We start from the raw sequence: 25,846 nt of genomic DNA on the forward strand, positions 1-25,846 counted from the left end.
GGGCTGCGATTTAAAGAGCGGGAGTATACCCGATTCGGCCGCGCCTCCACCCTTGGGAGCCCTATGCCACGCTGCTTTTGGTGCAACGAAGATCCGCTTTACATGGACTACCACGATCAAGAGTGGGGTGTGCCGTTGCGCGATGCGCAGATGCTGTTCGAGTTCCTGTTGCTCGAAGGGTTCCAGGCCGGACTGTCGTGGATCACCATCCTGAAAAAGCGTGAGCGCTACCGCGAAGTGATGTTCGGCTTCGACGTCCAGCGCATTGCCGCGATGACCAATGCTGAAATCGAAGCGCTGATGCTGGAGCCCGGCATTGTCCGCAACCGCCTCAAACTCAACGCCGCGCGCAAAAACGCCCTGGCCTGGTTGCGGCTGGAGGATCCGGTTGCGTTTGTCTGGTCCTTCGTCGGCGGCAAGCCGAAGGTCAATCACTTCAAGGACCGTAGCGAAGTCCCGGCCATTACGGCAGAGGCCGAAGCGATGAGCAAAGCGCTGAAGAAAGCCGGCTTCACCTTCGTCGGCCCGACCATCTGTTACGCCTACATGCAGGCGACTGGAATGGTGATGGACCATACGGTTGACTGCGATCGATACGCCGAGCTGGCGGGTGATGTGGATAATCGGCTCCCATGAATGGTTACAATGGCCGCCTCATGTATTCGGGAGTGATCTGTGGATAAGTTCAAAGGCGCCTTGATGGTTGGGGCATTGCGGCTGTTTGCCCTGTTGCCGTGGCGCGCAGTGCAATGGGTCGGCACCTGCATTGGCTGGCTGATGTGGAAGTTGCCTAACCGGTCCCGCGATGTCGCGCGCATCAACCTGTCCAAGTGCTTCCCCGAGCTGAGCCCTGCAGAACTCGAAGCACTGGTTGGTCGCAGCCTGATGGACATCGGCAAGACCCTGACCGAAAGCGCCTGTGCGTGGATCTGGCCGGCGCAGAAGTCGATCAATCTGGTTCGCGAAGTCGAAGGGCTTCAGGTGTTGAAAGATGCCCTGGCATCGGGCAAGGGTGTCGTCGGTATCACCAGCCATCTAGGCAACTGGGAAGTGCTCAACCACTTCTATTGCAGCCAGTGCAAACCGATCATTTTCTACCGGCCACCCAAGCTCAAGGCCGTGGATGACCTGCTGCGCAAGCAGCGCGTGCAGCTGGGCAACCGTGTCGCAGCGTCCACCAAGGAAGGCATTCTCAGCGTCATCAAGGAAGTGCGCAAAGGTGGCTCGGTCGGCATCCCTGCGGATCCGGAACCCGCTGAGTCAGCAGGCATATTCGTACCCTTCTGCGGAACAATGGCGCTGACCAGCAAGTTCGTGCCGAACATGCTGGCGGGCGGCAAAGCAGTAGGGGTGTTCCTCCACGCGATGCGTCTGGAGGATGGCTCTGGCTACAAGGTAGTACTCGAAGCCGCGCCGGACGACATGTACAGCACCGACACCGCAACGTCGGCAGCGGCCATGAGCAAGGTGGTTGAAAAGTACGTGCGGGCCTATCCAAGCCAATACATGTGGACCATGAAGCGCTTCAAGAAACGCCCCGAGGGCGAGAAGCGCTGGTATTGATCAGACGCTGAGCCCAGCAGGCCAGCGATCACCTGTAGGAGCGCGCTTGCCCGCGAAAAGTAGGTACATCCGACACAGCTATGTCAGGCCTACCATTTTTCGCGGGCCAGCGCGCTCCTACGTAAAAGGCGTCTGCCCAGAGTCAGAAAAAGCTCAATCCCACCTGAAAAAGTCGCTCCACGTCGCGGATGTACTTTTTATCCACAAGGAACATGACCACGTGATCGCCTGATTCGATCACCGTGCTGTCATGGGCGATGATGACTTGATCGGCGCGGGTGATGGCGCCGATGGTCGTGCCGGGCGGCAGGTTGATGTGCATGATGGCTTTGCCAACCACTTTGCTGGATCTGGCATCGCCATGGGCGACGATCTCGATGGCTTCAGCGGCGCCCCGACGCAATGAGTGCACGCTGACAATATCGCCGCGCCGCACGTGGGCCAGCAACGTACCGATGGTGGCGAGCTGTGGGCTGACGGCGACATCAATCTCCCCGCCTTGCACCAGATCGACATACGCCGGGTTGTTGATGATCGTCATCACCTTCTTCGCGCCGAGACGTTTGGCCAGCAACGACGACATGATGTTCGCCTCGTCGTCGTTGGTCAGTGCCAGAAACAAGTCGGCGTTGTCGATGTTCTCTTCCACGAGCAGGTCTCGATCGGAGGAGCTGCCTTGCAGGATCACCGTGTTGTTGAGCGTGTCGGAGAGGTGACGGCATCGAGCGGCATTCATCTCGATGATCTTGACCTGATAGCGGTTCTCGATGGCCTCCGCCAGCCGCTCGCCAATCTGGCCTCCGCCTGCAATCACGATGCGCTTGTAGCTCACATCCAGGCGACGCATCTCTCCCATGACGGCGCGAATGTCCGCCTTGGCAGCGATGAAAAAGACCTCGTCGTCAGCCTCGATAACCGTATCGCCCTGAGGAATGATCGGACGGTCGCGACGGAAAATGGCAGCGACCCGCGTGTCGACATTGGGCATGTGCGTGCGCAACTGGCGCAGTTGCTGCCCCACCAGAGGCCCGCCGTAGTATGCCTTGACCGCCACCATCTGGACTTTGCCACCGGCGAAGTCGATCACTTGCAGGGCGCTGGGGTATTCGATGAGCCGTTTGATGTAATGGGTGACGACTTGCTCAGGGCTGATCAACACGTCCACGGGAATGGCACCGTTGGCGAAAAGGCCTGAGCGAGTCAGGTACGCCGATTCGCGAACACGGGCAATCTTCGTCGGCGTCTGAAACAGCGTGTACGCGACTTGGCAGGCGACCATGTTGGTCTCGTCGCTGCTGGTCACGGCCACCAGCATGTCGGCGTCGTCGGCGCCGGCCTGACGCAGCACAGTCGGAAACGAGCCGCGACCATGGACGGTACGGATATCGAGGCGATCACCCAACGCTCGCAGACGATCCTGATCGGTGTCCACGACGGTGATGTCGTTGGCTTCGCTCGCCAGGTGCTCAGCCAGCGTACCGCCAACCTGCCCTGCGCCGAGGATGATGATCTTCAATCAGTCTCTCCTTGAAATGATGATTCAGTCATACCGGGCAATCGTCTTCACGCCGCCGCAATCTTGATCAGTTTGGCGTAGTAAAACCCGTCATGCCCGCCTTCCTGGGCCAGCAACTGACGGCCGTGGGGCTGTTTCAGACCGGGCGGTGGATTGCCTTGCTGACCGGCAATGTCCAGCTCCCGGGCACCCGACGTACGCGCCAGGAATGCAGCGATGACCTCGGTGTTTTCAGTCGGCAGCGTCGAGCACGTGGCGTACAGCAACATCCCGCCGACCTGCAGCGTCGGCCACAGCGCGTCAAGCAATTCGCCCTGCAGCGCGGCGAGGGCAGGAATGTCATCGGCCTGACGGGTCAGCTTGATGTCGGGGTGGCGGCGAATCACGCCAGTCGCCGAGCAAGGCGCGTCGAGCAGAATGCGCTGGAACGGTTTGCCGTCCCACCATAGATCGGTGGCGCGGGCGTCGGCGGCGATGAGTTCGGCACTCAGGCCCAGGCGATCGAGGTTCTCTTTGACCCGCACCATGCGCTTGGCTTCAAGATCCACTGCGACCGCGCCCGCGAGGCCCGGTTGTACTTCCAGCAAATGGCAGGTCTTGCCTCCGGGCGCGCAACAGGCATCCAGCACGCGTTGACCCGGCGCCAACTCCAGCAAGTCGGCGGCCAGTTGCGCGGCCTCATCCTGAACGCTGATCCAGCCATCGGCGAAACCCGGGAGCGAACGAACATCGCCCGGTTCAGTGAGCACGATGCCGTCCTGGCTGAACGTGCTCGGCGTTGCGGCGATGCCTGCGTCCAGCAGCAGCTGAAGGTACTGCTCGCGGGTTTTGTGCCGGCGGTTGACCCGCAAAATCATCGGCGGGTGGGCGTTGTTCGCCGCACAAATCGCCTCCCAATGCTCGGGCCAGGCGGCTTTCAGCGCTTTTTGCAGCCAGCGTGGATGAGCAGTGCGCACCACTGGATCGTGTTCCAGCTCCGTCAGCAATGCCTCGCCTTCCCGTTGGGCTCGACGCAGCACAGCATTGAGCAACGCTTTTGCCCACGGTTTTTTCAGCTTGTCGGCGCAGCCTACTGTTTCGCCGATAGCGGCGTGAGCGGGGATACGCGAATAGAAGAGTTGATACAGACCTACCAGCAACAAAGCTTGCACGTCGTTATCAGCGGTTTTGAAAGGTTTCTGCAGCAGCTTGGCCGCCAGCGCGGACAGCCTTGGCTCCCAACGCGCGGTGCCAAATGCAAGGTCCTGAGTGAGGCCGCGGTCGCGGTCTTCAACCTTGTCCAGTTGGGTGGGCAAAGAGCTGTTTAGCGATGCCTTGCCACTCAGTACGGCAGCCAGCGCCTTGGCTGCGGCCAGACGCGGGTTCATTGCGCATCCACCGCTTGGCCGAGAACGGTGCCGACGGCGAATTTCTCGCGGCGGCTGTTGAACAGGTCAGCGAAGCCCAGAGGTTTGCCGCCTGGCAGTTGCAGACGGATCAGACGCAGTGCGCCGTCACCGCACGCGACCAGCAGGCCGTCTTTGCTTGCGTCGATGATGCTGCCGGGCGTGCCCTTCCCGTCGACGACCTGCGCGGCCAGCACTTTCAGCGCTTCGCCGTTGAGCGTGGTGTGGCAAATCGGCCATGGGTTAAAGGCGCGTATCAGTCGCTCCAACTCAACCGCCGGGCGACTCCAGTCGATGCGCGCTTCGTCTTTATTCAGCTTGTGCGCGTAAGTGGCGAGACTGTCGTCCTGCACTTCGCCTATCAGTGTGCCGTCAGCCAGTCCGGCGATGGCTTGAATCACCGCAGTCGGGCCGAGCTCAGCGAGACGATCATGCAGCGTGCCTCCGGTGTCTTCGCCCGTAATAGGGGTCGTCACCTTGAGCAGCATCGGGCCGGTGTCCAGGCCCGCTTCCATGCGCATGACCGTCACGCCGCTTTCGGCATCGCCTGCCTGCACCGCGCGCTGAATCGGCGCAGCACCGCGCCAGCGTGGCAGCAACGAGGCGTGACTGTTGATGCAGCCCAGGCGCGGAATATCCAGCACGGTCTGCGGCAGGATCAGGCCATAGGCGACCACAACCAACAGGTCGGGCTGCAACGCGGCCAGCTCGGCCTGGGCTTCGGGTGCGCGCAAGGTCGGTGGCTGCATGACAGGAATATTGTGCTGGAGAGCAAGCTGCTTGACCGGGCTGGGCATCAGCTTCTGACCACGACCGGCCGGGCGATCTGGCTGGGTGTACACCGCAATGACGTCGTGGGGACTGTCGAGCAGGGCTTTCAAATGCTCGGCGGCGAATTCCGGGGTGCCGGCAAACACGATGCGCAGTGGCTCAGTCATGGGCTTCTCTTGAATTAAGACTGTAGAAACGCGCTTGCCCGCGATGGCGTGGTGTCAGCCGACAAATGCGGCAGAGGAAAGGTCGCTATCGCGGGCAAGCGGGCTCCTACGGTAGAAAGGAGGATGGCGGGATCAGGCGTTTTGCTTGTGGAGTTTTTCCAGCTTCTTCTTGATACGGTCACGCTTGAGATTGGACAGGTAATCAACGAAGAGCTTGCCGTTCAGGTGGTCGCATTCGTGCTGGATGCACACGGCAAGCAGGCCCTCGGCAATGAATTCATAGGGCTGGCCGTCACGGTCCAGTGCCTTCACCTTGACCCGTTGCGGGCGATCCACGTTCTCGTAGAAACCCGGAACAGACAGACAGCCTTCCTGGTACTGGTCCATCTCGTCGGTCAGCGGCTCGATTTCGGGGTTGATGAACACCCGCGGCTCGCTGCGATCTTCGGAGAGATCCATCACCACCACGCGCTTGTGTACGTTAACCTGCGACGCGGCCAGGCCGATGCCAGGTGCTTCGTACATGGTTTCAAACATGTCGTCGACCAACTGGCGAATGCTGTCGTCCACTTCGGCCACCGGCTTGGCGATGGTGCGCAGGCGCGAATCGGGAAATTCGAGGATGTTTAGAATGGCCATATGCGTAAGGGATGCACTGTAGGGTAAAGTCAAAATCGGCTGCTAGGCTTGGGACGTCACAAGCTGCAGCCCTAGTAAAACCGCAAGTCTCGCAAGACTCAGCGTTTCACGCGAAGCCAACATGATAAAGGGATTCACCGCATGAGGAAATCACTACTCGCCCTGCTGCTGTTGGCCGCGACAGGCCTTGTCCAGGCGCAAGTACAGCTCAGGGATGGCCATCCACAGAGTTACACCGTTGTCGCCGGTGACACACTTTGGGACATTTCCGGAAAATTTCTTAACCAGCCTTGGAAGTGGCCGCAGCTCTGGCGCGCCAATCCACAGGTTCACGACCCTGATCTGATCTACCCCGGCGATACGCTTAACCTGATTTACGTCGATGGTCAGCCACGCATCGTGGTCAATCGCGGCGCGTCCCGGGGGACCATCAAGCTGTCACCGCGTGTGCGCAGTACGCCGATTGCCGAGGCGATCCCGACCATTCCGCTGGGCGCAATCAATGCGTTTCTACTGAACAACCGAATCATCGATAACGCCAGCCAGTTCGAAGCCGCGCCTCATGTCGTGGCAGGCCCTGGCGAGCGGGTGCTCAGTGGCGCGGGTGATCGCATCTATGCACGCGGACAGTTCGAGCCGAGCCATGTGGCGTACGGCATCTATCGCAAGGGCAAGACCTACGTCGATCCGGTCACCGGCGTGGTGCTGGGCATCAATGCCGATGACATCGGCAGCGGCGAAGTCATCGCCACGGAAGGTGATGTGGCGACGTTGCAAATGCAGCGCTCGACCCAGGAAGTGCGCCTTGGCGACCGACTTTTTGTCAGTGAAGAGCGTCGAATCAATTCTACTTTTGTCCCCAGTGAGCCTCAGCAACCCGTCGACGGCACCATCATCGACGTACCGCGGGGCGTGACCCAGATCGGTGAGTTCGACGTGGTCACCATTGATCGTGGCCGCCTAGATGGCCTGGCTGAAGGTAACGTGTTGGCGATCTACAAGACCGGTGAGACGGTGCGCGATCGGGTCAATGGTGATCAGGTCAAAATTCCCGACGAGCGTTCAGGGCTGCTAATGGTCTTTCGCACGTACGAGCGACTGAGTTACGCCATGGTGCTGCACGCAACCCGATCTCTGGCGGTGCAGGACAAAGTCCGCAATCCGTAATGCTATGTATCAGCTGTAAATCACTTTTCTCCACCGGCATGCTTCACTTATCAAATTGTTGTTAACAGACTTATCCACAGGTTGGTCCATTGATTAAGGTGGACCACGGATCAAGGAAGATCACATGCCGTTGTTCGAAAAGGCCGGTCAGTCGCCGGCCGAACTGGAAGCACGCTTGCGTTTGCATCGGCTGCCGGAAGTCGGCCCGAAACGTTTCCACACCCTCATTGATGCGTTCGGCAGCGCCTCTGCCGCATTGAGTGCGCCGGCTTCAGCATGGCGATCTTTACGGCTGCCGGCGGCCAGTGCCGAGGCGCGTCGCAGCGCCGAAGTACGTGACGGTGCCAGCGCTGCACTGGCTTGGCTAGAGCGCCCGGGCCAGCATTTGCTGATGTGGGACGACCCTGGCTACCCCGCGTTGCTGGCAGAAATCCCTGATCCGCCGCCCCTGCTTTTCATCGCCGGAAACCTCGCTTTGCTCGATCGCCCGCAGTTGGGAATGGTGGGCAGTCGACGCGCTTCCAAGCCTGGACTCGACACCGCTGCAGCGTTCGCGCGGAGCCTGGCAGGTGCCGGTTTTGTCATCACCAGCGGGTTGGCGCTGGGCATCGACGGCGCCGCGCATCAAGGTGCTCTGGACGTAAAAGGCGGGACAATTGGCGTGCTGGGCACGGGCATCGAAAAACTTTATCCACAGCGGCATCGCCAACTTGCAGCACGCATGGTGGCCGACGGCGGGGCAGTGATTTCCGAGCTGCCACTGGACGCAGGACCCCACGCCAGCAACTTTCCCCGGCGCAATCGAATCATCAGCGGTTTGTCACTGGGCGTGCTGGTGGTCGAGGCCAGCGTCGCCAGCGGATCGCTGATCACCGCACGTCTTGCTGCCGAGCAGGGCCGTGAGGTCTATGCCATCCCCGGCTCGATCCATCATCCGGGCGCCAGGGGTTGTCACCAGCTGATCCGTGAGGGGGCAGTGCTGGTGGAAACCATCGACCACATTCTCGAAGCGCTGCAGGGCTGGAAAAACGTCGCGCCGAGTCCTGACGTCGTTGATAAGCCGTCGACCTCGCTGCACCCGCTCCTGGCTCTTTTGCATGCAGCGCCTCAAACCGGCGAGGCGCTTGCCCACAACAGCGGTTGGCCTTTGCCAAAAGTCCTGGCGGCGCTGACCGAGCTTGAACTCGACAGCAGCGTGGCCTGTGAAGCCGGGCGATGGTTTGCCCGGGCGCGCTGAGGTTAAACTGCCCGCCAGCGTAATTTGGGAGAACAGACGATGGTCAGCAGTTGGCAAGTGCAGCAAGCCGCACGAGAAATTCGGGCCGGGGCGGTGATTGCCTATCCAACCGAAGCGGTATGGGGGTTGGGCTGTGACCCTTGGGATGCGGAGGCGGTCTATCGCCTGCTGGCAATCAAGGCGCGGCCTGTTGATAAGGGCTTGATCCTGATCGCAGACAACATCCGTCAGTTTGATTTCCTCTTCGAGGATTTCCCTGAGCTGTGGATCGATCGCATGGCGAGCACCTGGCCGGGACCGAATACGTGGCTGGTTCCCCATCAAGGCCTGTTGCCGGACTGGATCACCGGAAAGCACGACACCGTTGCCCTTCGCGTCAGCAATCACCCCATCGTCCGGGAGCTGTGCGCGTTGACCGGCCCGCTGGTGTCGACTTCCGCGAACCCCACCGGCCGCCCCGCCGCCCGCTCACGATTGCGCGTTGAGCAGTATTTCCACGAGCAGTTGGACTTGGTTCTGGGGGGAAGTCTCGGCGGGCGCCGCAATCCGAGTGTGATCAGGGATCTGGTCACGGCTGAGGTGGTAAGGGCGGGGTAATGCCCTTCCACCGTCTGGCAGGGTGTGATCAAGGCACCAGAATGATCGACCCGACTGTTCTGCGGCCTGACAGTTCGGTATGCGCCTTCGCGGCATCCTTGAGGGCGAATTTCTGGATGTCGTCGACCTTCACTTTGCCGGTGGCAACCATTTCAAACACTTCATCCGCCATTGCCTGCAAGGCTTCCGGGGTGTTTGCGTAGGAGCCCAATGTCGGGCGCGTGACGTAGAGCGAGCCTTTCTGAGCGAGGACCCCCAGGTTCACGCCGGTCACCGCGCCTGACGCATTGCCGAAGCTGACCAGCAGGCCTCGCAACTCCAGGCAATTCAAAGACGTTTCCCACGTGTCTTTGCCAACGCCGTCGTAGACCACCGGGACCTTCTTGCCATCGGTCAATTCCAGTACACGCTGAACGACGTCTTCCTTGCTGTAATCGATCACTTCCCAAGCGCCGTGCGCCTTGGCGTGCGCAGCCTTTTCTGCCGAGCTGACCGTTCCGATCAGTTTGACGCCCAAGGCGTTGGCCCACTGGCAGGCGATCGATCCGACGCCGCCGGCAGCGGCATGGAACAAAATGGTTTCTTCAGGGCGGATCTCGTAGGTCTGGCGAAACAGGTACTGCACGGTCAGGCCCTTGAGCATGACGGCAGCGCCCTGCTCGAAGCTGATGCCGTCAGGCAATTTGGCAATGTTCGCGGCCGGCGTCAGGTGGACGTCCCCGTATGCACCCAGCGGGCCTGTGCCGTACACCACCCGGTCGCCGACTTTGACGTGAGTGACTTCGCTGCCGACCGCTTCAACCAGGCCCGCGCCTTCGTTACCCAACCCCGATGGGAACGAAGGCGCCGGGTACAGGCCGCTGCGAAAGTAGGTCTCGATGAAGTTGACGCCAATCGCCTTGTTACGCACGAGCACGTCTTTCGGGCCTGGCGCCGGGGGTTCGAAGTCCACGTACTCAAGCACTTCGGGACCGCCATAAGCCTTGAACTGGATACGTTTTGCCATTTGCTTTCTCCGTCATGGATCGGACTTGCAGAGTATGACTGTCGATGCGAAAGGGCTCTATCGGACTCCTTCGTCGTCGCTTCGTCAACTGCGGCATCCGCCAAGCCGGTGATATGCTACGGGCCGAATTTCGCCGACGGGATTTGCTCAGCGAGGCGTGCCATCAACGCCAAGACCGGTCGAATCCCGCTCCCGACGCACGTTTCAGTTATGCAGGTACCGACATGTCCTTTCGCACCGATGCCGTCAAAGCCTACTTGCTCGACCTTCAGGATCGCATTTGCGCCGCGCTGGAAACCGAAGATGGCAGCGCCCGTTTCGTCGAAGACGCCTGGGAACGGCCTGCGGGCGGTGGCGGTCGCACCCGCGTTATCGAGAACGGCCACATCCTCGAAAAGGGCGGGGTCAATTTTTCCCACGTCTTCGGCGCCGGCCTCCCCCCATCCGCCAGTGCTCACCGACCGGAGCTGGCAGGACGTGGTTTCGAAGCGCTCGGTGTGTCACTGGTAATGCACCCGCATAACCCCCATGTGCCGACTGCCCACGCCAACGTACGGTTTTTCATCGCAGAGAAAGAAGGTGAAGAACCGGTATGGTGGTTCGGCGGCGGCTTTGACCTGACGCCCTATTACGGCGTCGAGGAAGACTGCGTGCACTGGCACCGCGTCGCCGAACAGGCCTGCGCGCCGTTCGGCCCTGACGTCTATCCCCGCTACAAGGCGTGGTGCGATCGCTACTTTCATATCAAGCACCGCAATGAGCCGCGCGGTGTGGGGGGACTGTTTTTCGATGACCTCAACGAGTGGGATTTCGACACCAGTTTCGCGTTCATCCGCGCCATCGGTGATGCGTTCGTCGAGGCGTATCTGCCCATCGTCCAGCGCCGAAAAGACACGCCGTACACGCCGCACCAGCGTGAATTTCAGGAGTTCCGCCGTGGGCGTTACGTTGAATTCAATCTGGTGTATGACCGGGGCACCTTGTTCGGGCTGCAATCGGGCGGCCGTACTGAATCGATCCTCATGTCGCTGCCGCCGCAAGTGCGCTGGGGCTATGACTTCAAGGCCGAGCCAGGCAGTGAAGAAGCACGCCTGACCGAGTATTTTCTGCAGGATCGCGACTGGCTGGCTGAGGCGGCCCAGTGATGGCTGATCAGTACGTTGTCTTCGGCAACCCGATCGGCCACAGCAAATCCCCGCTGATTCATCGCCTGTTCGCCGAGCAGACCGGTCAGGCGCTCGACTACCAGACCTCGCTCGCGCCGCTGGACGGCTTCACCGCTTTCGCCAAGGCGTTTTTAGAGACCGGCCGCGGTGCCAACGTCACCGTGCCCTTCAAGGAAGAAGCGTACCGGATGGCCGATCAGTTGACCGAGCGAGGCCGTCGTGCCGGGGCGGTCAATACCTTGGTCCTCCAAGCGGATGGCAGCCTGCTGGGCGACAACACCGACGGCGCAGGCCTGGTTCGCGATCTGAAGGTCAATCATGGCGTCACGCTCAAGGACAAACGCATTCTCGTACTAGGGGCTGGCGGTGCGGTGCGCGGCGCGCTTGAACCCTTACTGGCGGAAGATCCTTACGTGCTGGTGGTTGCCAATCGCACGGTAGAAAAGGCTGAACGACTGGCCCAGGAATTCGCCGACATCGGCCCGGTGCTGCCCGCAGGCTATGACTGGCTGGAGGAGCCGGTAGACGTCATCATCAATGCCACGTCAGCCAGCCTTTCAGGGGAAGTACCTCCCATTTCGCCCAGCCTGATTCAGCCGGGCGTGACCTTCTGCTACGACATGATGTATGCCAAAGAACCGACCGCATTCTGCCGCTGGGCCACTGAACACCATGCCGGGCAAGCAGTGGATGGTTTGGGGATGTTGGTCGAGCAGGCCGCCGAGGCGTTCCACCTGTGGCGTGGCGTGCGACCGGAATCAGCGCCGGTGCTGGCGGAACTGCGACGGCTGATGGCGCAGATCTAGCGAATGTACCGACCTCATCGCGAGCAAGCTCACTCCTACAGACTGATATTGGCCCTGTAGGCGTGAGCTTGCTCGCGATGCTTCTTGTCGGCGCTTACAACTTGGCTTTCACCGCTGGCAGCGCATCTTTGTCGTCAACGGTTTTCACGCCGTCGAGCCATTTGTCCAGCACCGCCGGATTAGCTTTCAACCACGCTTTCACCGCCTCGGTGTTGCTGACTTTCTTGTCCACCACGGTCTGCATGATCGAGTTTTCCATGTCCTGAGTGAACACCAGGTTGGAAAGCAGCTTGGCCACGTTCGGGCAGGCGTCGGCGTAACCTTTGCGGGTCACGGTGTAGACGCTGCCGGTATCGCCGAAGTACTTCTCGCCGCCTTTGAGGTAGTGCATGCCTTTGATCTGCACGTTCATCGGGTGCGGCGTCCAGCCAAGGAACACCACGAATTCCTTCTTCTTCACGTTGCGCTGCACTTCAGCCAGCATCGCCTGTTCGCTGGATTCCACCAGCTTCCAGTCGCCCAGATCGAACTCGTTCTTTTTGATGATCTCCTGAATCGACGCGTTGGCCGGAGCGCCCGAGCCGATGCCGTAGATCTTCTTGTGAAATTTGTCGGCGAATTTGTTCAGGTCGCTGAAGTTGTGGACGCCTGCGTCATACACGTAATCAGGGACGGCGAGGGTGAACTCGGTGCCTTCCAGATTTTTCGCGTATTGCGTCACATCACCCGTGGCGATGAACTTGTCGTAGAAACCCTGCTGCGCCGGCATCCAGTTGCCCAGAAAGACGTCGAGTTGCCCGTCCTTCAGGCCGCCATAGGCGATCGGCACCGCCAGGGTGTCGATCTTGGTTTTGTAGCCCATGCCATCAAGCAAAAAGCCTGCAGTGGCGTTGGTCGCAGCGATATCGCTCCAGCCCGGATCGGCCATCCGCACGGTGCTGCAACTGGCGTCGGCGGCGTAGGCCACGACACTGCTCAAACTCAAGACCCCAACCGTCAGCGTGGTGAACAGCTTATTCATGGTGTGCCCCTTTTTTGGTTTTCTAAGTGTTGGCAGGGTTCAAGGTTGCGGATAACGGGCCTTGCGCTCCAGATCGTCGAGATCGATATGGTTGCGCATGTACTGCTGACTGGCGTCGACCAGCGGCTGGTGATCCCAACTCTTCAGCTTGCCGATGGTCAGCGACTCGGCGACGAAACGCCGGCGCCGCTGACTGGCGAGCACCTGTTGGTGTATCGCCGGAATGTCCCACTTGGCTTTTGCTTCGGCCAGGAACGCAGCGAACAGGTCGTGATGAGCCTCGGATCGGCTCAGCTCTTCCTGCTCGTTCGGATCGTTATGCACGTCGTACAGCAGACATGGGTCCCGTTCCGAATAAATGAATTTGTACGCGCCGCGACGAATCATCATCAGCGGACTGTTGGTGCCCTCGGCCATGTACTCACCAAACACCTCGTCGTGACCGCCCTCGCCCTGCAGGTGCGGCAGCAGTGAGCGACCATCAAGCGGCAAACCGGCGTCCAGCTGACCTTCAGCCAGCGCCACAAAAGTCGGCAACAGATCGGCGGTAGACACTGCGGCCTGCACGCGACCGGCCTTGAACTGCCCCGGAGCGTAGACCAGCAGTGGCACACGTGCCGACATCTCGAACCAGTGCATTTTGTACCAGAGCCCGCGCTCACCCAGCATGTCGCCATGGTCGCCGGAGAACACGATGATGGTGTCATCAGCCAGGCCGGTTTCCTCAAGGGTTTTCAGCAGTTTGCCGACGTTGTCGTCAATGTAGCTGCAGGCGCCGAAATAGGCGCGGCGTGCATCGCGAATCTTTTGCTCGGGCAGCGGCTTGTCCCACAGGTCATAGACCTTTAGCAGGCGCTGGGAATGAGGGTCCAGTTCGGACTGAGCCAACGGCGAGTGGGGCATCGGGATGTCTTCGTCGCTGTACAGATTCCAGTACGACTTGGGGATGGTGTACGGATCGTGGGGATGGGTCATCGACACCGTCATGCAAAACGGCTGATCGCCGTCTTCGCGCACATGGTCGAACAGATACTGCTGAGCCTTGAACACCACTTCTTCGTCGAAATCGAGCTGATTGGTGCGTACGCAAGGTCCGGCTTGCAGCACCGAGGACATGTTGTGGTACCAGGTCGGGCGCACATCTGGCTCGTCCCAGTTCACGGCCCAACCGTAATCGGCAGGATAGATGTCGCTGGTCAGGCGCTCTTCGTAGCCGTGCAATTGATCGGGGCCGCAGAAATGCATCTTGCCGGACAGCGCCGTGCGATAGCCGAGACGACGCAGGTAGTGAGCGTAGGTCGGCACGTCTGCGGGGAAATCAGCGGCATTGTCGTAAGCGCCGATCTTGCTCGGCAACTGACCGCTGACCAGCGTGAAACGCGACGGTGCGCACAGCGGACTGTTGCAGTAGGCAGCGTCGAACACCACGCCTTCAGCAGCGAGGCGACTCAAGTGGGGCATCTTGATGGGAGAAGAGGTGTACATCGGCAACATGGGCGCGGCCATCTGATCGGCCATGATGAAAAGAATGTTTTTGCGCTTCATGTATTCGTGGCATCCCATAGTCATTATTTATGCGAAAGTGCTCCGACCGAGGATGGTGCCCATGCCGTCCGAGGTAAAGCCCATTAGAGGCAATGCCTAGGATAAGTACAGCTTATGTTTGAAGCCCTTGGTGTCATGTCGCTGGATTTACTTCGCGGCTTCGAAGCCGCCGCACGGTTGCGCAGTTTTACCGCTGCCGCCATCGAGCTTGGCACCACTCAGCCGGCTATCAGCCAGCAAATCAAGCGGCTGGAGGAGCAACTGGCGACGCGGCTCTTTGATCGTATCTACCGCGGCATCGAGCTGACGGACGCCGGGCTGATCCTGTTCAATCACGTACAGACCGGGCTCCAGTCGATGGACGCCGGGCTCACCGCAATCACCGAGCAGCATCAGCACGAGGTGCTGCAAGTGGCGACGGACTTCGCCTTCGCAGCCTATTGGCTGATGCCGCGCCTGCACCGTTTCCACAAGGAAAACCCCGACGTCGACGTCAGCCTGGTTACCAGCGAGCGTAGTCACAGCATGCTGCGTGCGGATATTGATGTGGCCGTGTTGTTCGGCGACGGGCGATTCAAGCAGGGAGAAAGCCACTGGTTGTTCAGCGAGGAGGTGTTCCCGGTGTGCAGTCCGCAGTTGGTGAAGGGGCGCGACCTGCCCTTGCCCACCGACGCGCTGAAAGACTTCGCGCTGCTGCACCTTCGGGGTGAAGGCGGCAACAACTGGTTTGACTGGGGTGGCGTGTTCCGCGCCCTGAATATTCCCCAGGCACCCGCGCCGGGGCAGCTGCGGTTCGACAATTACACATTGATGATTCAGGCGGCGATTGGCGGCCAGGGCGTGGCCATCGGCTGGCGACATCTGGTAGATGATTTGCTGGAGCAGGGTTTACTGTGCCGCCCGATCGAACCCAGCGCTGTCTCGGGATACGGTTATTACATCGTCCTGCCGCAACGCAAGCGCCGGGTGCAGATCGTGCAACGGTTCGTGGACTGGTTAAGAAGTGAGCAGGCGTTGAGCGGGGATTTGCTGAAGGGCAAGGCGCTGCCGTCGATTGCGGTTTAGCGACTGGCACGAGCACTGTGTAGGAGCGCGCTTGCCCGCGAAATGCAGTCGTTCTGACTAACATACGGTGGCTGACACAACGCATCGCGGGCGAGCGCGCTCCTACAGGATTAGCGTCCGTCCCACATGACGTGAGTGGACGCCATTTCTAAACACCCTTAGTTCAGCACGCCATCCAGGATTTCATAAACAATGCCGCTGCCGATTGCGATCAGCACAACGTCCGGGCCCAGGCGGCGCCATTCGTAGCCATCGTATTGCGGCAGGTATTGCAGCGAGCGTTGGTCCAGTCGACGGCCATAGCCCCGTGGTAGCGGGTGGCCCTTGACGATATGGACGCCAGGGGGCAGCGGCTGACCGCGACCGATGACTTCACGGTGTTCGCTGATGGTCCGGCGCACGTCGCCGAAGTCGGCAGGAGGAGGCCCGCCCCGTGGACCATTGCCACGGTTATCGGCGCGCGGGTCGTTGCGATGGTCGTTGCCGTTGTTATTACCGTTGCCATTGCCGCGATCGCCCTGCGGACCGCCTGGCTGGCCGTGGTCCTGATGCTGGCCGGGGCCATTGTCATCGCCGCCGCGTTGATCCGGTGGTGCAGCCTGAATCAGCGCGCTGGCGCTGAGCATCAACACGCCCAACCCGGCGATCAAACGATTCGAGACTTTCATGTAGCGCGCTCCTGAGCCAATACGGGCAGCAAAAAGGGGTTCAGGACGTGGTCCTGAACCCCTTCGCTGTACGGCTTAGTGTGCTGCCAAGGACCGAGATTCCTCTGTATCAGAAACTTTACCTTCGGCTACGCGGGCTTTACGCACGCCTTGCGACAACTGCGCGCACAGCTCCAGCACGCCGCTGACTGCTTGTTCTGGCGAAGACGCATTGGCGATCTGGTCGATCAATGCCGAACCGACAACAACACCATCGGCCACGCGCGCAATGGCTGCTGCTTGCTCAGCCGTGCGAATCCCGAAGCCGACACTGATTGGCAGATCGGTATGGCGGCGCAGGCGTTGCACAGCTTCCTTGACGTGATCGATGGTTGCCGAGCCTGCACCCGTCACGCCTGCTACGGATACGTAGTAAACGAACCCGGAGCTGCCGTTAAGCACGGTAGGCAAACGAACGTCGTCGGTGGTCGGCGTGGTCAGGCGGATGAAGTCCAGACCGGCGTTCTGCGCAGGGTCGCACAGCTCGGCGTTGTGCTCCGGCGGCAGGTCCACAACAATCAGGCCATCAACGCCCGAGGCTTGGGCCTCGGAGATGAAGCGCTCAATCCCGTAATTATGAATAGGGTTGTAGTAGCCCATCAGTACCAGTGGCGTCGTGCTGTCCTCTTCGCGAAACTCACGCACCATCTGCAGCGTTTTCGCCAAGTTTTGCTTGGCGTAGAGTGCGCGAATGTTGGCCAGTTGAATGACCGGGCCGTCGGCCATTGGGTCAGTGAATGGCATGCCCAGTTCGATCACATCGGCGCCTGCCTTAGGCAAGCCCTTGAGAATAGCCAGCGAGGTGTCGTAGCCCGGGTCGCCTGCCGTGACGAAGGTCACCAGGGCTGCGCGATTTTGTTCTTTCAGTTCGGCAAAACGTGTTTGCAGGCGGCTCATCAGTGTTTCTCCTGCTGGGACAGATCGAGGTGGTGCATCACGGTTTGCATGTCTTTGTCGCCACGACCGGACAGGTTGACCACCATTAGGTGATCCTTTGGCAGCGACGGTGCGCGTTTGAAGACTTCAGCCAGGGCGTGAGCGGTTTCCAGCGCCGGGATGATGCCCTCAAGGCGGCAGCATCTGTGGAAGGCAGCCAGCGCTTCGTCGTCAGTGACGGAGGTGTATTCGACCCGGCCAACGTCGTGCAACCAGGCGTGCTCAGGACCAATGCCTGGATAATCGAGGCCGGCTGAAATCGAGTGCGCGTCGGTGATCTGGCCATCGTCGTCCTGTAGCAGGAAAGTACGGTTGCCATGCAGCACGCCCGGGACGCCGCCATTCAGGCTGGCGGCATGCTTGCCGGTTTCGATGCCGTGACCTGCGGCTTCCACGCCGATGATGCGCACGCTCTTGTCATCCAGAAACGGGTAGAACAGGCCCATGGCATTGGAGCCACCACCAACACACGCCACCAGACTGTCCGGCAGACGACCTTCGTGTTCCTGCATCTGTACACGTGTTTCCTTGCCGATGACGGCTTGGAAATCGCGGACCATAGCCGGGTAAGGATGCGGGCCGGCGACGGTGCCGATCAGATAGAAGGTGCTGTCGACGTTGGTGACCCAGTCACGCAGCGCCTCGTTCATGGCGTCTTTCAGTGTGCCGGTGCCGGAGACCACCGGAATGATCGTGGCGCCCAGCAGCTTCATGCGAAATACGTTGGCCTGCTGACGTTCGATGTCAGTGGTGCCCATGTAGATGACGCATTCCAGCCCAAAGCGCGCGGCGACGGTGGCCGTTGCAACGCCGTGCATGCCAGCGCCGGTCTCGGCAATGATGCGTTTTTTGCCCATGCGCCGCGCCAGCAGGATCTGGCCGATGCAGTTGTTGATCTTGTGCGCGCCGGTATGGTTGAGCTCTTCGCGCTTCAGGTAAATCTTTGCGCCGCCACAGTACTCGGTCAGGCGTTCGGCGAAATAAAGCGGGTTGGGACGGCCCACGTAATCCCGCTGGAAGTAGGCGATATCGTTCAGGAATGATGGATCTGTCTTCGCGATCTCGTACTCGCGGTTCAGATCAAGAATCAGCGGCATCAGCGTTTCAGCGACATAACGGCCGCCGAACCCGCCGAACATGCCGCGGTCGTCCGGGCCGCTGCTGTAAGCATTCTGTGTCTGGGTCTGGGTCATGTGGACCTCCGGAGGTGACGAATAAGATGAGCCGTCAGGCAGTGATCCCACTCTAACCAGCGCCAGCGACGTTGAAAACCGATAAGATCTGCGCAACCTGTCAGGAAAACTCACATATCTCATGAGCCGAGACCTTCCGCCCCTCAACGCGTTGCGTGCTTTTGAAGCCACGGCCCGGTTGAATAGTGTCAGTCAGGCGGCTGAGCAATTGCACGTTACCCATGGTGCCGTGAGCCGTCAGTTGAAAGTGCTTGAAGAGCACTTGGGGGTTGGCCTGTTCAGCAAGGACGGGCGAGGCCTTAAACTCACAGATGCCGGGATTCGGCTGCGCGATGCGAGTGCTGAAGCATTTGATCGTCTGCGCAGCGTGTGTGCCGAGCTTAGCCAGGGCAATGCGGATGCGCCGTTCGTCCTGGGATGCTCTGGAAGCCTGCTCGCACGCTGGTTCATCCCGCGACTGGGGCGCTTGAATGCGGACCTTCCCGACCTGCGCTTGCACTTGTCTGCGGGAGAAGGAGACCTCGACCCACGGCGCCCGGGTCTTGACGCTCTGCTGATATTTGCCGAGCCGCCCTGGCCGGCAGATATGCAGGTATTCGAGCTTGCCAGCGAGCGTATCGGTCCTGTCTTAAGTCCGCGATTCGCGAGGTTTGAAGAGCTGCGACACGCACCTGTTCAGGCGCTTTTGGGAGAGCCGTTGCTGCAGACCACTTCACGCCTGCAAGCATGGCCGGCATGGGCTACGCAAAATGGCATCGATCCCGACGCATTGAACTTCGGGCAAGATTTCGAGCATTTGTATTATTTACTGGAGGCGGCCGTCGCCGGCCTAGGGGTGGCAATCGCGCCAGAGCCGTTGGTGGCTGATGACTTGAAAGCCGGACGCCTGGCTGCGCCATGGGGCTTCAGTGAAACCCCGGCGCAGCTAGCGTTGTGGGTGCCAAAACGCGCCGCAGATGGGCGTGCTCAGCACCTGGCTCGATGGCTCAAGCAGGAGCTCGAGCGATCGGGGCGGGCTTGATCAGCCGCGCTTGCACAGCAGATAAGCTGCCAGCAGGCCGATAGCGCCAACAGCGACGCCTGCGGTGGTCCAAGGATGCTCTTGTGCGTAGTCACGGGTCGCAACGCTGGTTTCACGTGTTTTGACTTTGACGTCTTCGTAGACATCGCTCAGCAGGCTGCGCGAATGGCTCAGCGCGCTTTCAGCGTTGGCTTTCAGATTTTTCAGGGTCTTGCGCGACTCGTCGGAAGCATCGGACTTCAAGCCTTCCAGCGACTTGAGCAGACTCTCGATCTCGGCTTCCATGCTTTGCAACGACGCTTTACGGGATGACGTGAATGCCATGGTTTGACTCTCCTGCTGTGATGAGTGGCGTGTGTTGTTTCCGACTCCAGGGTTTCGAGAAAGTGCAGTGCGTAATGCGAAGTACCGTTTCTTCTGAACTTTTAGGCCGCATTTCGGCACAGAGGTAGTGAACACAATCAATGCGGCCCTGCCACCGCGCAACACCTTTCAGGAGAACTGCCATGTCTGATCATCACACCTACAAAATGCTGGAGCTGGTCGGCTCGTCCACCGTGGGCACCGACGACGCTATTCAGAACGCGATTGCCCAGGCGGCCAAATCCGTGAAACTCATGGAGTGGTTCGAAGTGCTGGAAACCCGTGGCCACATCGAAGACGGCAAAGTCGGCCACTTCCAGGTCACCATCAAAGTCGGTTTTCGCATCGACAACAGCTGAGTCGCTGAACTTTTGAAGTGGCCGAGTGCCACAACCTTCGCTATACATACCGCGCAGTCGTGACTTTTTCCAAGGTTCATGACGCAGGTTCATGTAGTCAGGCCGCCCTATTGGAGCGGCCTTTTTGATCCGAAAATTGCGCCTGACGAGGGGATGTACCGATGAAAAAAGTTCTGTTGGCCATAGGCTTGTTGAGCATTGCGGGCACTACGATGGCCGCTGGAAAATCGTGCGATGACGTCAAAGCCGACATCGACGCGAAGATCAAAGCCAAAGGCGTTTCTTCCTACACGCTGGAAGCTGTTGAGAAAGGCAGCTCGGCAGACGCCAAAGTCGTCGGCACCTGCGAAGGCGGCAGCAAGGAAATCGTTTACAAGCGCGGCTGATAACGGCCCGTCGATACAAAAAAACCGACGCATCTGGCGTCGGTTTTTTTGTTTGTGGCGGATAGGCTCAGCGCGCGACCCTGAATCAGCCCTTCGCGGCTTGCGCCAGTATCTCGTAAGAGCGAAGCCGATCGGCGTGTTCGTACATGTCGCACGTGAAGATCAGCTCGTCCGCGTCGGTCTGTTCAAGCAGCACGTCCAGCTTCGCGCGAATCTTCTCGGGACCACCGACGACTGCCAGTCCCAGGAAATCCATCACTGCGTCGCGCTCATGGGGCAGCCACAGGCCATTCATGCTCTCGACGGGCGGCTTCTGCATCAGACTCTGTCCACGCATCAGACTCAGGATGCGTTGGTACACTGACGTCACCAGGTACTCGGCTTGCTCGTCGGTCTCTGCGGCGGCCAGCGGGACGCCGAGCATCACGTAGGGCTTGTCGAGCACTTCAGAAGGCTTGAAGTGGCTGCGGTAGACGCGAATCGCTTCGTGCATGAAACGTGGCGCGAAGTGCGACGCGAATGCATACGGCAGGCCCCGCTCACCGGCCAGCTGAGCACTGAACAGGCTCGAACCCAGCAGCCAGATTGGCACATTGGTATTGGTGCCGGGCACAGCGAGAACTCGCTGATGAGGCTGACGCGGCCCGAGGTAGTTGACCAGTTCAGTCACATCATCCGGGAAATCATCGGAACTGCCGGAGCGCTCGCGGCGCAGGGCGCGGGCGGTCATCTGATCAGAACCCGGCGCGCGGCCGAGGCCCAGGTCGATACGCCCGGGGAACAAGCTTTCCAGCGTGCCGAACTGCTCGGCGATCACCAGCGGCGCGTGGTTCGGCAGCATGATCCCGCCCGACCCAACCCGAATGGTTGAGGTGCCACCGGCCAGATAGGCCAGCAGAACAGAGGTAGCCGAACTGGCGATGCCGTCCATGTTGTGGTGTTCGGCTACCCAGAAACGGTTGTAGCCCCATTTCTCGACGTGTTGCGCCAGGTCCAGCGCATTACGCAGCGATTCCGCCGGGCCTTTGTCTTCGCGGACGGGTACCAGATCGAGCGTCGAAATCTTCACATCAGCTAATCGTTTCATAGGCCGTTGTTGATCCTCTTGGGCTTGAGTCGGCGCATCCGTCGGGGACATCACGCGAGCAAACCGGCATTAAGACTAAATATTTGCGTTAAGCCATAGAATAAGGGCGGATTTCAGAGTTGCAATGGGTAAGGCGAAATTTCCTACCAATTTGGTCGGAATTAAAGTTGTATCCCGCCGCAAAAAAGCACAGGCGGCATAAGCGTTGAACTAAGTCCCGCCTACACTCCTCAGAACTTTGGTCCGCGTGCGAGCGAAATCGCACTTTTTCATGAGGAGACACCATGAGCATCGTCAAGAAAGCATCCGCCCACTGGGAAGGTGACCTGAAGTCGGGTATCGGCAGCATCTCTACTGAAACCGGCGTTCTGCGTGAAGCGCCGTACGGCTTCAAGGCCCGCTTCGAAGGCGGCAAGGGTACCAACCCGGAAGAACTGATCGGCGCAGCCCACGCTGGCTGCTTCTCGATGGCCCTGTCGATGATCCTCGGCAACGCCAATCTGAAGGCCGACAGCATCGACACCACTGCTGACGTCACCCTGGATCAAGTCGATGGCGGGTTCGCAATCACCGCAGTGCACCTGACACTGAAAGCCAAGATTCCCGGCGCAACCCAGGAACAGTTCGAGAAGCTGACCAACGATGCGAAGGAAGGCTGCCCGGTTTCCAAAGTGCTGAACGCCAAGATCACGCTCGATGCCACGCTCGTGAGCTGATTCGCGTTACTGTTGCACTCGATGGCCCGCAATTGCGGGTCATCTTCGTTATGGCCGCGCGAGAACCGGCATGCGGCCACACGGTCACATGCAACGCCGATGCGTATCGCACGGTGTCGAAGGAGTCGATCATGAAACGTATCGCCGCAATCCTGATTCTCGGAGCGCTGAGCACCAGCGCTTTCGCTGCACCCAAGCCCTGTGAAGAGCTCAAGGACGAAATCGAAGCCAAGATCCAGGCCCAGAACGTTAGCTCTTACACGCTGGAAGTCGTGACCAACGAAGATGTGCATGATCAGAACATGGTCGTCGGCACCTGCGAAAACGGCACCAAGAAGATCATTTATCAGAACAATGATCGGTAGCCTGGGTGCGAGCGTAAATTTTTCGTGAGCCTTGTAAGCGAGCTCGTGCGCGTGCGTACGTCGCATCCTCGCGTCAGGGAATACAGAAGATGTCCCCCTCCTCCGCGAGCACATTGCGTTGCTCATCCCGCAACTGCGCGTCGATGCTGTTGGTGATATTGCGCACATCCAGACGATAGCGGCGGCCGGCCTCGAAGCGGTCGTAGTTGATCGTGACGTAGCAGGTCCGCTCGTTGTAAATGTCCATCGACAAGCTCATCGCGCCGGGCGCGTAATCGTAGTCATACCGCACTTCGAGCTTGTGTTTGCCCGGCGTCACCTGAAAGAAGCGACCGTCGTAGGTGCGCACGCCGTCGAGCTTGTCGGCCATCAGGGTTTTGCCGGTGAACGTATGCAGGTCGACCCACGCCTGTTGTGGATCAACCGCAGGCAAAGGCCCCGCACAACCGGCCAGAAGACTCAGGGCGACGATGGACAGAGGCAGGCGCATGACGAACTCCGCAGTGGGGCAAATGGCGATGAGAGTTGCGTCAGAGGCGGGCAGTCCGGCATAACGCTGATGTTTGCACTTCATGAATATCGAGGTTAAGGCTGCTGCATGATTCGATCAAAAAAGGCCTGGCTGCAACGTGGCCTGTCGATGCTGGCGACTTTACTCCTCGGCGGCTGTTCCAGTCTTTCCTATTACTCACAACTGGCCAGCGGCCAAATGGCCCTGTTGCGGGCGCGGGAGCCGGTTACCGACGTCATCGCAGATCCGAATCGCGACCCCAAACTGCGCGATCATCTGCGCACATCTCAGCAGGCCCGTGCGTTTGCGACCGAGCATCTGCATCTGCCGGACAACCGCAGCTACCGCCTTTACGCCGACATCCATCGCGCGTATGTCGTCTGGAACGTCTTCGCGACCGGCGAATTTTCCCTTGATCCTGTCACCCATTGCTTCCCCATCGCCGGGTGCGTGGCCTATCGCGGCTATTACACCCAAGGCGCAGCGCGCGGGGATGCGGCCGTTCAGAAGCTTGCGGGCAAGGACGTGTATGTCAGCGGCGTTGAGGCGTATTCGACGCTCGGCTGGTTCGATGACCCGATCATGAGCTCGATGATGAACTGGGGCGATGAGCGACTGGCCACGCTGATCTTCCACGAGCTGGCGCACCAGCGGTTTTACGTGAAGGACGACAGTGAATTCAACGAGTCCTACGCCAGTTTCGTGGAGCAGGAAGGCACGCGTCAGTGGCGCGCGGCGCGGGGTTTGCCTGCCGAAGGCGGGTCTTCGGAAGCGCGGCGACGGGATCAGCTGACTCAACTGGCCCTCGACACCCGAGATCGGCTGAAGGCGCTGTACGCCGAGCCGCTGAGCCCCCAGGTGATGCGCGAACGCAAGGCCGCTGAGTTCGAGCGTCTGCGCAGGGAGTATCGGCAGTTGCGCGACAGCCAGTGGGGCGGCGACAAGCGCTTCGACGGCTGGGTGTATGCGCCGATGAATAACGCACGCCTGCTGCCCATTGGTCTATACGATCAGTGGGTGCCGGCGTTTGAAGCGTTGTTCAGGCAGGTGAACGGTGATTGGCCTACGTTCTATTCGGCGGTGGAAAAGCTGGGCGGATTGCCCAAGGAAGAACGCAAGGCGGCGTTGGAGCGGCTGGTCCAAAAACCTCAGCGGCATGATCGTTCCCCCGCTCCGCGTGGGAACGCCGCCCCGGACGCTCTGCGTCCAGCCGTGAGGTGACGCGGAGCGTCCCGGATTCATTACCACGCAGAGCGTGGGAACGATCAGCGCGCTCCTACAGATTGAGTGCTCTCAGCTTTTGATAAACGCCCGATGCAGCGCGCTCACCGAATCAAAATGATACGTCGGCGCCTCGGCTTCCAGCTCCTCGAGACTGCCAAACCCATACCCCACCGCCGCCACGTCCAAACCGTTGCGCTTGCCGCCAATCAGATCGTGTTTACGGTCCCCTATCATCAGCGTCTGTTTCGGGTCGAGCTGCTCCTCGTCCAGCAAGTGCCGAATCAGCTCGACCTTGTCAGTACGGGTGCCGTCCAGCTCGCTGCCGTAGATCAGCTTGAAATGGCGCGCGAAGTCGAAATGCCGGGCGATTTCATGGGCGAACACCCAGGGCTTGGATGTCGCGATGAACAGCGTACGCCCCTGATCCGAGAGCATGTCCAGCAGTTCGAGAATCCCGTCGAACACCAGATTCTCGTAAAGGCCCGTGACCTTGAAGCGCTCGCGGTAAAAGCCCACCGCTTCCCAGGCCTTCGCTTCGTCGAAGTCGTAGGCGCGCATGAATTGCTGCAACAGCGGCGGCCCGATGAAGTGCTCGAGCCGGGTGATGTCGGGTTCGTCGATGCCCAGCTTGTTCAAGGCAAACTGGATAGACCGGGTGATGCCTTCGCGCGGATCGGTCAGGGTGCCGTCCAGGTCGAACAGAATGTTCTGGTAATGCATGTGTGCTCTCAGCAGGGTTTGTCGAAGCCTTCGGCCAGGTGCTGGTCTTTCAACTTCACGTAATTGGTCGCGCTGTAGGGGAAGAAAGCGATCTCTTTTTCGGTCAGCGGGCGCATCTGCTTCACCGGACGCCCGACGTAAAGATACCCGCTCTCGAGACGTTTGCCGGGTGGCACCAGGCTGCCCGCGCCGATGATCACCTCGTCCTCCACCACTGCGCCATCCATGATCGTGGTGCCCATGCCGATCAGAATGCGATTGCCGACGGTGCAGCCGTGCAGCATGACCTTGTGGCCGATGGTCACCTCATCGCCGATCAACAGCGGGAAACCGTCGGGGTTGAACGGGCCGGCGTGGGTGATGTGCAGCACACTGCCGTCCTGCACGCTGGTGCGCGCGCCGATGCGGATGCGGTGCATGTCGCCACGGATGACGGTCAGCGGCCAGACCGAACTGTCGGCGCCGATTTCGACGTCGCCGATCACAATCGCCGAATGATCGACAAACGCCCGCTCGCCAAGGGCCGGGGTGTGGTTCTGGAACGTGCGAATGGCCACGATAGGCTCCTTCTCTGGCGCCGATAGCTGCGGTCGGCGCCGATTGTAAT

The 25,846-nt window shown here is 60.0% G+C and carries 29 protein-coding genes; 14 read left to right on the plus strand and 15 right to left on the minus strand.

Annotated features, from left to right (window positions below; translation table 11 throughout):
* The first annotated feature begins 63 nt into the window (after positions 1 to 63).
* Both BMY98_RS06125 and BMY98_RS06130 read left to right on the plus strand, forming a co-directional pair.
* Entirely contained in the window at positions 64 to 636 is a 573-nt protein-coding gene (locus BMY98_RS06125; protein ID WP_074886149.1) for a DNA-3-methyladenine glycosylase I, read from the plus strand.
* A gap of 39 nt (positions 637 to 675) precedes the next feature.
* The gene (locus BMY98_RS06130) at positions 676 to 1,563 is read left to right on the plus strand and encodes a lysophospholipid acyltransferase (protein ID WP_074886151.1); all 888 of its coding nucleotides are present in this window, start codon (positions 676 to 678) and stop codon (positions 1,561 to 1,563) included.
* A 142-nt stretch (positions 1,564 to 1,705) separates the two neighbouring features.
* Here the strand turns inward: BMY98_RS06130 and trkA are convergent, their stop codons facing one another.
* From trkA to def, 4 genes are all read right to left on the minus strand, one after another.
* Entirely contained in the window at positions 1,706 to 3,079 is a 1,374-nt protein-coding gene (gene trkA, locus BMY98_RS06135) for a Trk system potassium transporter TrkA (RefSeq protein ID WP_074886153.1), read from the minus strand.
* A 47-nt stretch (positions 3,080 to 3,126) separates the two neighbouring features.
* Positions 3,127 to 4,446 (minus strand): 16S rRNA (cytosine(967)-C(5))-methyltransferase RsmB, encoded by a 1,320-nt coding sequence (gene rsmB / locus BMY98_RS06140; protein ID WP_074886155.1) that lies wholly within the window; start codon positions 4,444 to 4,446, stop codon positions 3,127 to 3,129.
* Positions 4,443 to 5,402 (minus strand): methionyl-tRNA formyltransferase, encoded by a 960-nt coding sequence (gene fmt / locus BMY98_RS06145; protein ID WP_074886157.1) that lies wholly within the window; start codon positions 5,400 to 5,402, stop codon positions 4,443 to 4,445. The genes rsmB and fmt overlap by 4 nt, the downstream gene beginning before the upstream one ends.
* A 132-nt stretch (positions 5,403 to 5,534) precedes the next feature.
* Positions 5,535 to 6,041 carry a peptide deformylase gene (gene def, locus BMY98_RS06150; protein ID WP_074886160.1) on the minus strand — a complete coding sequence of 169 codons (507 nt, stop codon included), beginning with the start codon at positions 6,039 to 6,041 and terminating at the stop codon, positions 5,535 to 5,537.
* Positions 6,042 to 6,182: 141 nt separating this feature from the next.
* Here def and BMY98_RS06155 point away from each other — a divergent pair, with 141 nt between their 5' ends.
* The 3 genes from BMY98_RS06155 (at position 6,183) to tsaC (ending at position 9,042) form a co-directional block, all read left to right on the plus strand.
* Positions 6,183 to 7,208 carry a LysM peptidoglycan-binding domain-containing protein gene (locus tag BMY98_RS06155; RefSeq protein ID WP_074886163.1) on the plus strand — a complete coding sequence of 342 codons (1,026 nt, stop codon included), beginning with the start codon at positions 6,183 to 6,185 and terminating at the stop codon, positions 7,206 to 7,208.
* A 124-nt stretch (positions 7,209 to 7,332) separates the two neighbouring features.
* Positions 7,333 to 8,445: a DNA-processing protein DprA gene (gene dprA, locus BMY98_RS06160; RefSeq protein ID WP_074886166.1), complete on the plus strand. Its 1,113-nt coding sequence runs from the start codon at positions 7,333 to 7,335 to the stop codon at positions 8,443 to 8,445.
* A 39-nt stretch (positions 8,446 to 8,484) separates the two neighbouring features.
* The gene (tsaC, locus tag BMY98_RS06165; RefSeq protein WP_074886169.1) at positions 8,485 to 9,042 is read left to right on the plus strand and encodes an L-threonylcarbamoyladenylate synthase type 1 TsaC; all 558 of its coding nucleotides are present in this window, start codon (positions 8,485 to 8,487) and stop codon (positions 9,040 to 9,042) included.
* 28 nt (positions 9,043 to 9,070) lie between these two features.
* Here tsaC and BMY98_RS06170 read toward each other — a convergent pair whose 3' ends face one another.
* Positions 9,071 to 10,048 (minus strand): NADPH:quinone reductase, encoded by a 978-nt coding sequence (locus BMY98_RS06170; protein ID WP_074886172.1) that lies wholly within the window; start codon positions 10,046 to 10,048, stop codon positions 9,071 to 9,073.
* Between the two features lie 224 nt (positions 10,049 to 10,272).
* Here BMY98_RS06170 and hemF point away from each other — a divergent pair, with 224 nt between their 5' ends.
* Positions 10,273 to 11,193 carry an oxygen-dependent coproporphyrinogen oxidase gene (gene hemF / locus BMY98_RS06175; RefSeq protein ID WP_074886175.1) on the plus strand — a complete coding sequence of 307 codons (921 nt, stop codon included), beginning with the start codon at positions 10,273 to 10,275 and terminating at the stop codon, positions 11,191 to 11,193.
* A complete protein-coding gene (aroE, locus tag BMY98_RS06180) occupies positions 11,193 to 12,020 on the plus strand; it encodes a shikimate dehydrogenase (protein ID WP_074886177.1) in 828 nt (275 codons plus the stop codon). The genes hemF and aroE overlap by 1 nt, the downstream gene beginning before the upstream one ends.
* A 94-nt stretch (positions 12,021 to 12,114) precedes the next feature.
* Here the strand turns inward: aroE and choX are convergent, their stop codons facing one another.
* Both choX and betC read right to left on the minus strand, forming a co-directional pair.
* Positions 12,115 to 13,041, minus strand: coding sequence for a choline ABC transporter substrate-binding protein (choX, locus tag BMY98_RS06185; RefSeq protein WP_074886180.1), 927 nt, complete (start codon positions 13,039 to 13,041; stop codon positions 12,115 to 12,117).
* A 39-nt stretch (positions 13,042 to 13,080) separates the two neighbouring features.
* Positions 13,081 to 14,586 (minus strand): choline-sulfatase, encoded by a 1,506-nt coding sequence (gene betC / locus BMY98_RS06190; protein ID WP_074886184.1) that lies wholly within the window; start codon positions 14,584 to 14,586, stop codon positions 13,081 to 13,083.
* A 114-nt stretch (positions 14,587 to 14,700) separates the two neighbouring features.
* Here betC and BMY98_RS06195 point away from each other — a divergent pair, with 114 nt between their 5' ends.
* On the plus strand, positions 14,701 to 15,651 hold the full coding sequence (locus BMY98_RS06195) for a choline sulfate utilization transcriptional regulator (protein ID WP_074886186.1): 951 nt from the start codon (positions 14,701 to 14,703) through the stop codon (positions 15,649 to 15,651).
* A 158-nt stretch (positions 15,652 to 15,809) separates the two neighbouring features.
* Here BMY98_RS06195 and BMY98_RS06200 read toward each other — a convergent pair whose 3' ends face one another.
* The 3 genes from BMY98_RS06200 to trpB form a co-directional block, all read right to left on the minus strand.
* Positions 15,810 to 16,319: an anti-virulence regulator CigR family protein gene (locus tag BMY98_RS06200; protein WP_074886189.1), complete on the minus strand. Its 510-nt coding sequence runs from the start codon at positions 16,317 to 16,319 to the stop codon at positions 15,810 to 15,812.
* A gap of 75 nt (positions 16,320 to 16,394) precedes the next feature.
* The gene (gene trpA, locus BMY98_RS06205) at positions 16,395 to 17,255 is read right to left on the minus strand and encodes a tryptophan synthase subunit alpha (protein WP_074886192.1); all 861 of its coding nucleotides are present in this window, start codon (positions 17,253 to 17,255) and stop codon (positions 16,395 to 16,397) included.
* The gene (gene trpB / locus BMY98_RS06210; protein WP_074886195.1) at positions 17,255 to 18,487 is read right to left on the minus strand and encodes a tryptophan synthase subunit beta; all 1,233 of its coding nucleotides are present in this window, start codon (positions 18,485 to 18,487) and stop codon (positions 17,255 to 17,257) included. Before trpB ends, trpA begins: the two co-directional genes overlap by 1 nt.
* A 121-nt stretch (positions 18,488 to 18,608) precedes the next feature.
* Between trpB and BMY98_RS06215 the strand changes: the two genes are divergently transcribed.
* The gene (locus BMY98_RS06215) at positions 18,609 to 19,508 is read left to right on the plus strand and encodes a LysR family transcriptional regulator (RefSeq protein ID WP_074886197.1); all 900 of its coding nucleotides are present in this window, start codon (positions 18,609 to 18,611) and stop codon (positions 19,506 to 19,508) included.
* On the opposite strand, the gene BMY98_RS06220 is transcribed toward BMY98_RS06215, so the two are convergent.
* A complete protein-coding gene (locus BMY98_RS06220; RefSeq protein WP_037017008.1) occupies positions 19,509 to 19,832 on the minus strand; it encodes an ElaB/YgaM/YqjD family protein in 324 nt (107 codons plus the stop codon). It abuts the gene before it with no gap.
* Positions 19,833 to 20,014: 182 nt separating this feature from the next.
* Between BMY98_RS06220 and BMY98_RS06225 the strand changes: the two genes are divergently transcribed.
* Both BMY98_RS06225 and BMY98_RS06230 read left to right on the plus strand, forming a co-directional pair.
* Positions 20,015 to 20,230, plus strand: coding sequence for a dodecin (locus tag BMY98_RS06225; protein WP_074886200.1), 216 nt, complete (start codon positions 20,015 to 20,017; stop codon positions 20,228 to 20,230).
* Between the two features lie 161 nt (positions 20,231 to 20,391).
* Complete coding sequence (locus BMY98_RS06230; protein ID WP_074886203.1) at positions 20,392 to 20,616, plus strand: DUF1161 domain-containing protein; 225 nt, start codon at positions 20,392 to 20,394, stop codon at positions 20,614 to 20,616.
* Positions 20,617 to 20,701: 85 nt separating this feature from the next.
* Here the strand turns inward: BMY98_RS06230 and BMY98_RS06235 are convergent, their stop codons facing one another.
* Positions 20,702 to 21,703 carry an LLM class flavin-dependent oxidoreductase gene (locus tag BMY98_RS06235; protein ID WP_074886206.1) on the minus strand — a complete coding sequence of 334 codons (1,002 nt, stop codon included), beginning with the start codon at positions 21,701 to 21,703 and terminating at the stop codon, positions 20,702 to 20,704.
* Positions 21,704 to 21,987: 284 nt separating this feature from the next.
* Here BMY98_RS06235 and BMY98_RS06240 point away from each other — a divergent pair, with 284 nt between their 5' ends.
* Positions 21,988 to 22,419, plus strand: coding sequence for an OsmC family protein (locus BMY98_RS06240; protein ID WP_037017022.1), 432 nt, complete (start codon positions 21,988 to 21,990; stop codon positions 22,417 to 22,419).
* 131 nt (positions 22,420 to 22,550) lie between these two features.
* Positions 22,551 to 22,784 (plus strand): DUF1161 domain-containing protein, encoded by a 234-nt coding sequence (locus tag BMY98_RS06245; protein WP_074886209.1) that lies wholly within the window; start codon positions 22,551 to 22,553, stop codon positions 22,782 to 22,784.
* Positions 22,785 to 22,857: 73 nt separating this feature from the next.
* Here BMY98_RS06245 and BMY98_RS06250 read toward each other — a convergent pair whose 3' ends face one another.
* A complete protein-coding gene (locus tag BMY98_RS06250) occupies positions 22,858 to 23,274 on the minus strand; it encodes a PA0061/PA0062 family lipoprotein (RefSeq protein WP_074886212.1) in 417 nt (138 codons plus the stop codon).
* A 108-nt stretch (positions 23,275 to 23,382) separates the two neighbouring features.
* On the opposite strand from BMY98_RS06250, the gene BMY98_RS06255 reads away from it, so the two are divergent.
* Entirely contained in the window at positions 23,383 to 24,516 is a 1,134-nt protein-coding gene (locus BMY98_RS06255; RefSeq protein ID WP_083398730.1) for an aminopeptidase, read from the plus strand.
* A 72-nt stretch (positions 24,517 to 24,588) separates the two neighbouring features.
* Here BMY98_RS06255 and BMY98_RS06260 read toward each other — a convergent pair whose 3' ends face one another.
* Together BMY98_RS06260 and BMY98_RS06265 are read right to left on the minus strand one after the other, a co-directional pair.
* Entirely contained in the window at positions 24,589 to 25,239 is a 651-nt protein-coding gene (locus BMY98_RS06260) for an HAD family hydrolase (protein WP_074886215.1), read from the minus strand.
* 8 nt (positions 25,240 to 25,247) lie between these two features.
* On the minus strand, positions 25,248 to 25,796 hold the full coding sequence (locus BMY98_RS06265; RefSeq protein WP_074886219.1) for a gamma carbonic anhydrase family protein: 549 nt from the start codon (positions 25,794 to 25,796) through the stop codon (positions 25,248 to 25,250).
* Positions 25,797 to 25,846: the final 50 nt, after the last annotated feature.

This window comes from Pseudomonas graminis (assembly GCF_900111735.1).
In the GTDB taxonomy this organism is placed as follows: Bacteria; Pseudomonadota; Gammaproteobacteria; order Pseudomonadales; family Pseudomonadaceae; genus Aquipseudomonas; species Aquipseudomonas graminis.

Bases quoted from the DNA above. Each gene is read 5' to 3' on its own strand.
- BMY98_RS06125 (WP_074886149.1), top strand. From the start codon at position 64: ATGCCACGCTGCTTTTGGTGCAACGAAGATCCGCTTTACATGGACTAC.
- rsmB (WP_074886155.1), bottom strand. From the start codon at position 4,446: ATGAACCCGCGTCTGGCCGCAGCCAAGGCGCTGGCTGCCGTACTGAGT.
- fmt (WP_074886157.1), bottom strand. From the start codon at position 5,402: ATGACTGAGCCACTGCGCATCGTGTTTGCCGGCACCCCGGAATTCGCC.
- def (WP_074886160.1), bottom strand. From the start codon at position 6,041: ATGGCCATTCTAAACATCCTCGAATTTCCCGATTCGCGCCTGCGCACC.
- BMY98_RS06155 (WP_074886163.1), top strand. From the start codon at position 6,183: ATGAGGAAATCACTACTCGCCCTGCTGCTGTTGGCCGCGACAGGCCTT.
- dprA (WP_074886166.1), top strand. From the start codon at position 7,333: ATGCCGTTGTTCGAAAAGGCCGGTCAGTCGCCGGCCGAACTGGAAGCA.
- tsaC (WP_074886169.1), top strand. From the start codon at position 8,485: ATGGTCAGCAGTTGGCAAGTGCAGCAAGCCGCACGAGAAATTCGGGCC.
- BMY98_RS06170 (WP_074886172.1), bottom strand. From the start codon at position 10,048: ATGGCAAAACGTATCCAGTTCAAGGCTTATGGCGGTCCCGAAGTGCTT.
- hemF (WP_074886175.1), top strand. From the start codon at position 10,273: ATGTCCTTTCGCACCGATGCCGTCAAAGCCTACTTGCTCGACCTTCAG.
- aroE (WP_074886177.1), top strand. From the start codon at position 11,193: ATGGCTGATCAGTACGTTGTCTTCGGCAACCCGATCGGCCACAGCAAA.
- choX (WP_074886180.1), bottom strand. From the start codon at position 13,041: ATGAATAAGCTGTTCACCACGCTGACGGTTGGGGTCTTGAGTTTGAGC.
- betC (WP_074886184.1), bottom strand. From the start codon at position 14,586: ATGAAGCGCAAAAACATTCTTTTCATCATGGCCGATCAGATGGCCGCG.
- BMY98_RS06195 (WP_074886186.1), top strand. From the start codon at position 14,701: ATGTTTGAAGCCCTTGGTGTCATGTCGCTGGATTTACTTCGCGGCTTC.
- BMY98_RS06200 (WP_074886189.1), bottom strand. From the start codon at position 16,319: ATGAAAGTCTCGAATCGTTTGATCGCCGGGTTGGGCGTGTTGATGCTC.
- trpA (WP_074886192.1), bottom strand. From the start codon at position 17,255: ATGAGCCGCCTGCAAACACGTTTTGCCGAACTGAAAGAACAAAATCGC.
- trpB (WP_074886195.1), bottom strand. From the start codon at position 18,487: ATGACCCAGACCCAGACACAGAATGCTTACAGCAGCGGCCCGGACGAC.
- BMY98_RS06215 (WP_074886197.1), top strand. From the start codon at position 18,609: ATGAGCCGAGACCTTCCGCCCCTCAACGCGTTGCGTGCTTTTGAAGCC.
- BMY98_RS06220 (WP_037017008.1), bottom strand. From the start codon at position 19,832: ATGGCATTCACGTCATCCCGTAAAGCGTCGTTGCAAAGCATGGAAGCC.
- BMY98_RS06225 (WP_074886200.1), top strand. From the start codon at position 20,015: ATGTCTGATCATCACACCTACAAAATGCTGGAGCTGGTCGGCTCGTCC.
- BMY98_RS06230 (WP_074886203.1), top strand. From the start codon at position 20,392: ATGAAAAAAGTTCTGTTGGCCATAGGCTTGTTGAGCATTGCGGGCACT.
- BMY98_RS06235 (WP_074886206.1), bottom strand. From the start codon at position 21,703: ATGAAACGATTAGCTGATGTGAAGATTTCGACGCTCGATCTGGTACCC.
- BMY98_RS06240 (WP_037017022.1), top strand. From the start codon at position 21,988: ATGAGCATCGTCAAGAAAGCATCCGCCCACTGGGAAGGTGACCTGAAG.
- BMY98_RS06245 (WP_074886209.1), top strand. From the start codon at position 22,551: ATGAAACGTATCGCCGCAATCCTGATTCTCGGAGCGCTGAGCACCAGC.
- BMY98_RS06250 (WP_074886212.1), bottom strand. From the start codon at position 23,274: ATGCGCCTGCCTCTGTCCATCGTCGCCCTGAGTCTTCTGGCCGGTTGT.
- BMY98_RS06255 (WP_083398730.1), top strand. From the start codon at position 23,383: ATGATTCGATCAAAAAAGGCCTGGCTGCAACGTGGCCTGTCGATGCTG.
- BMY98_RS06260 (WP_074886215.1), bottom strand. From the start codon at position 25,239: ATGCATTACCAGAACATTCTGTTCGACCTGGACGGCACCCTGACCGAT.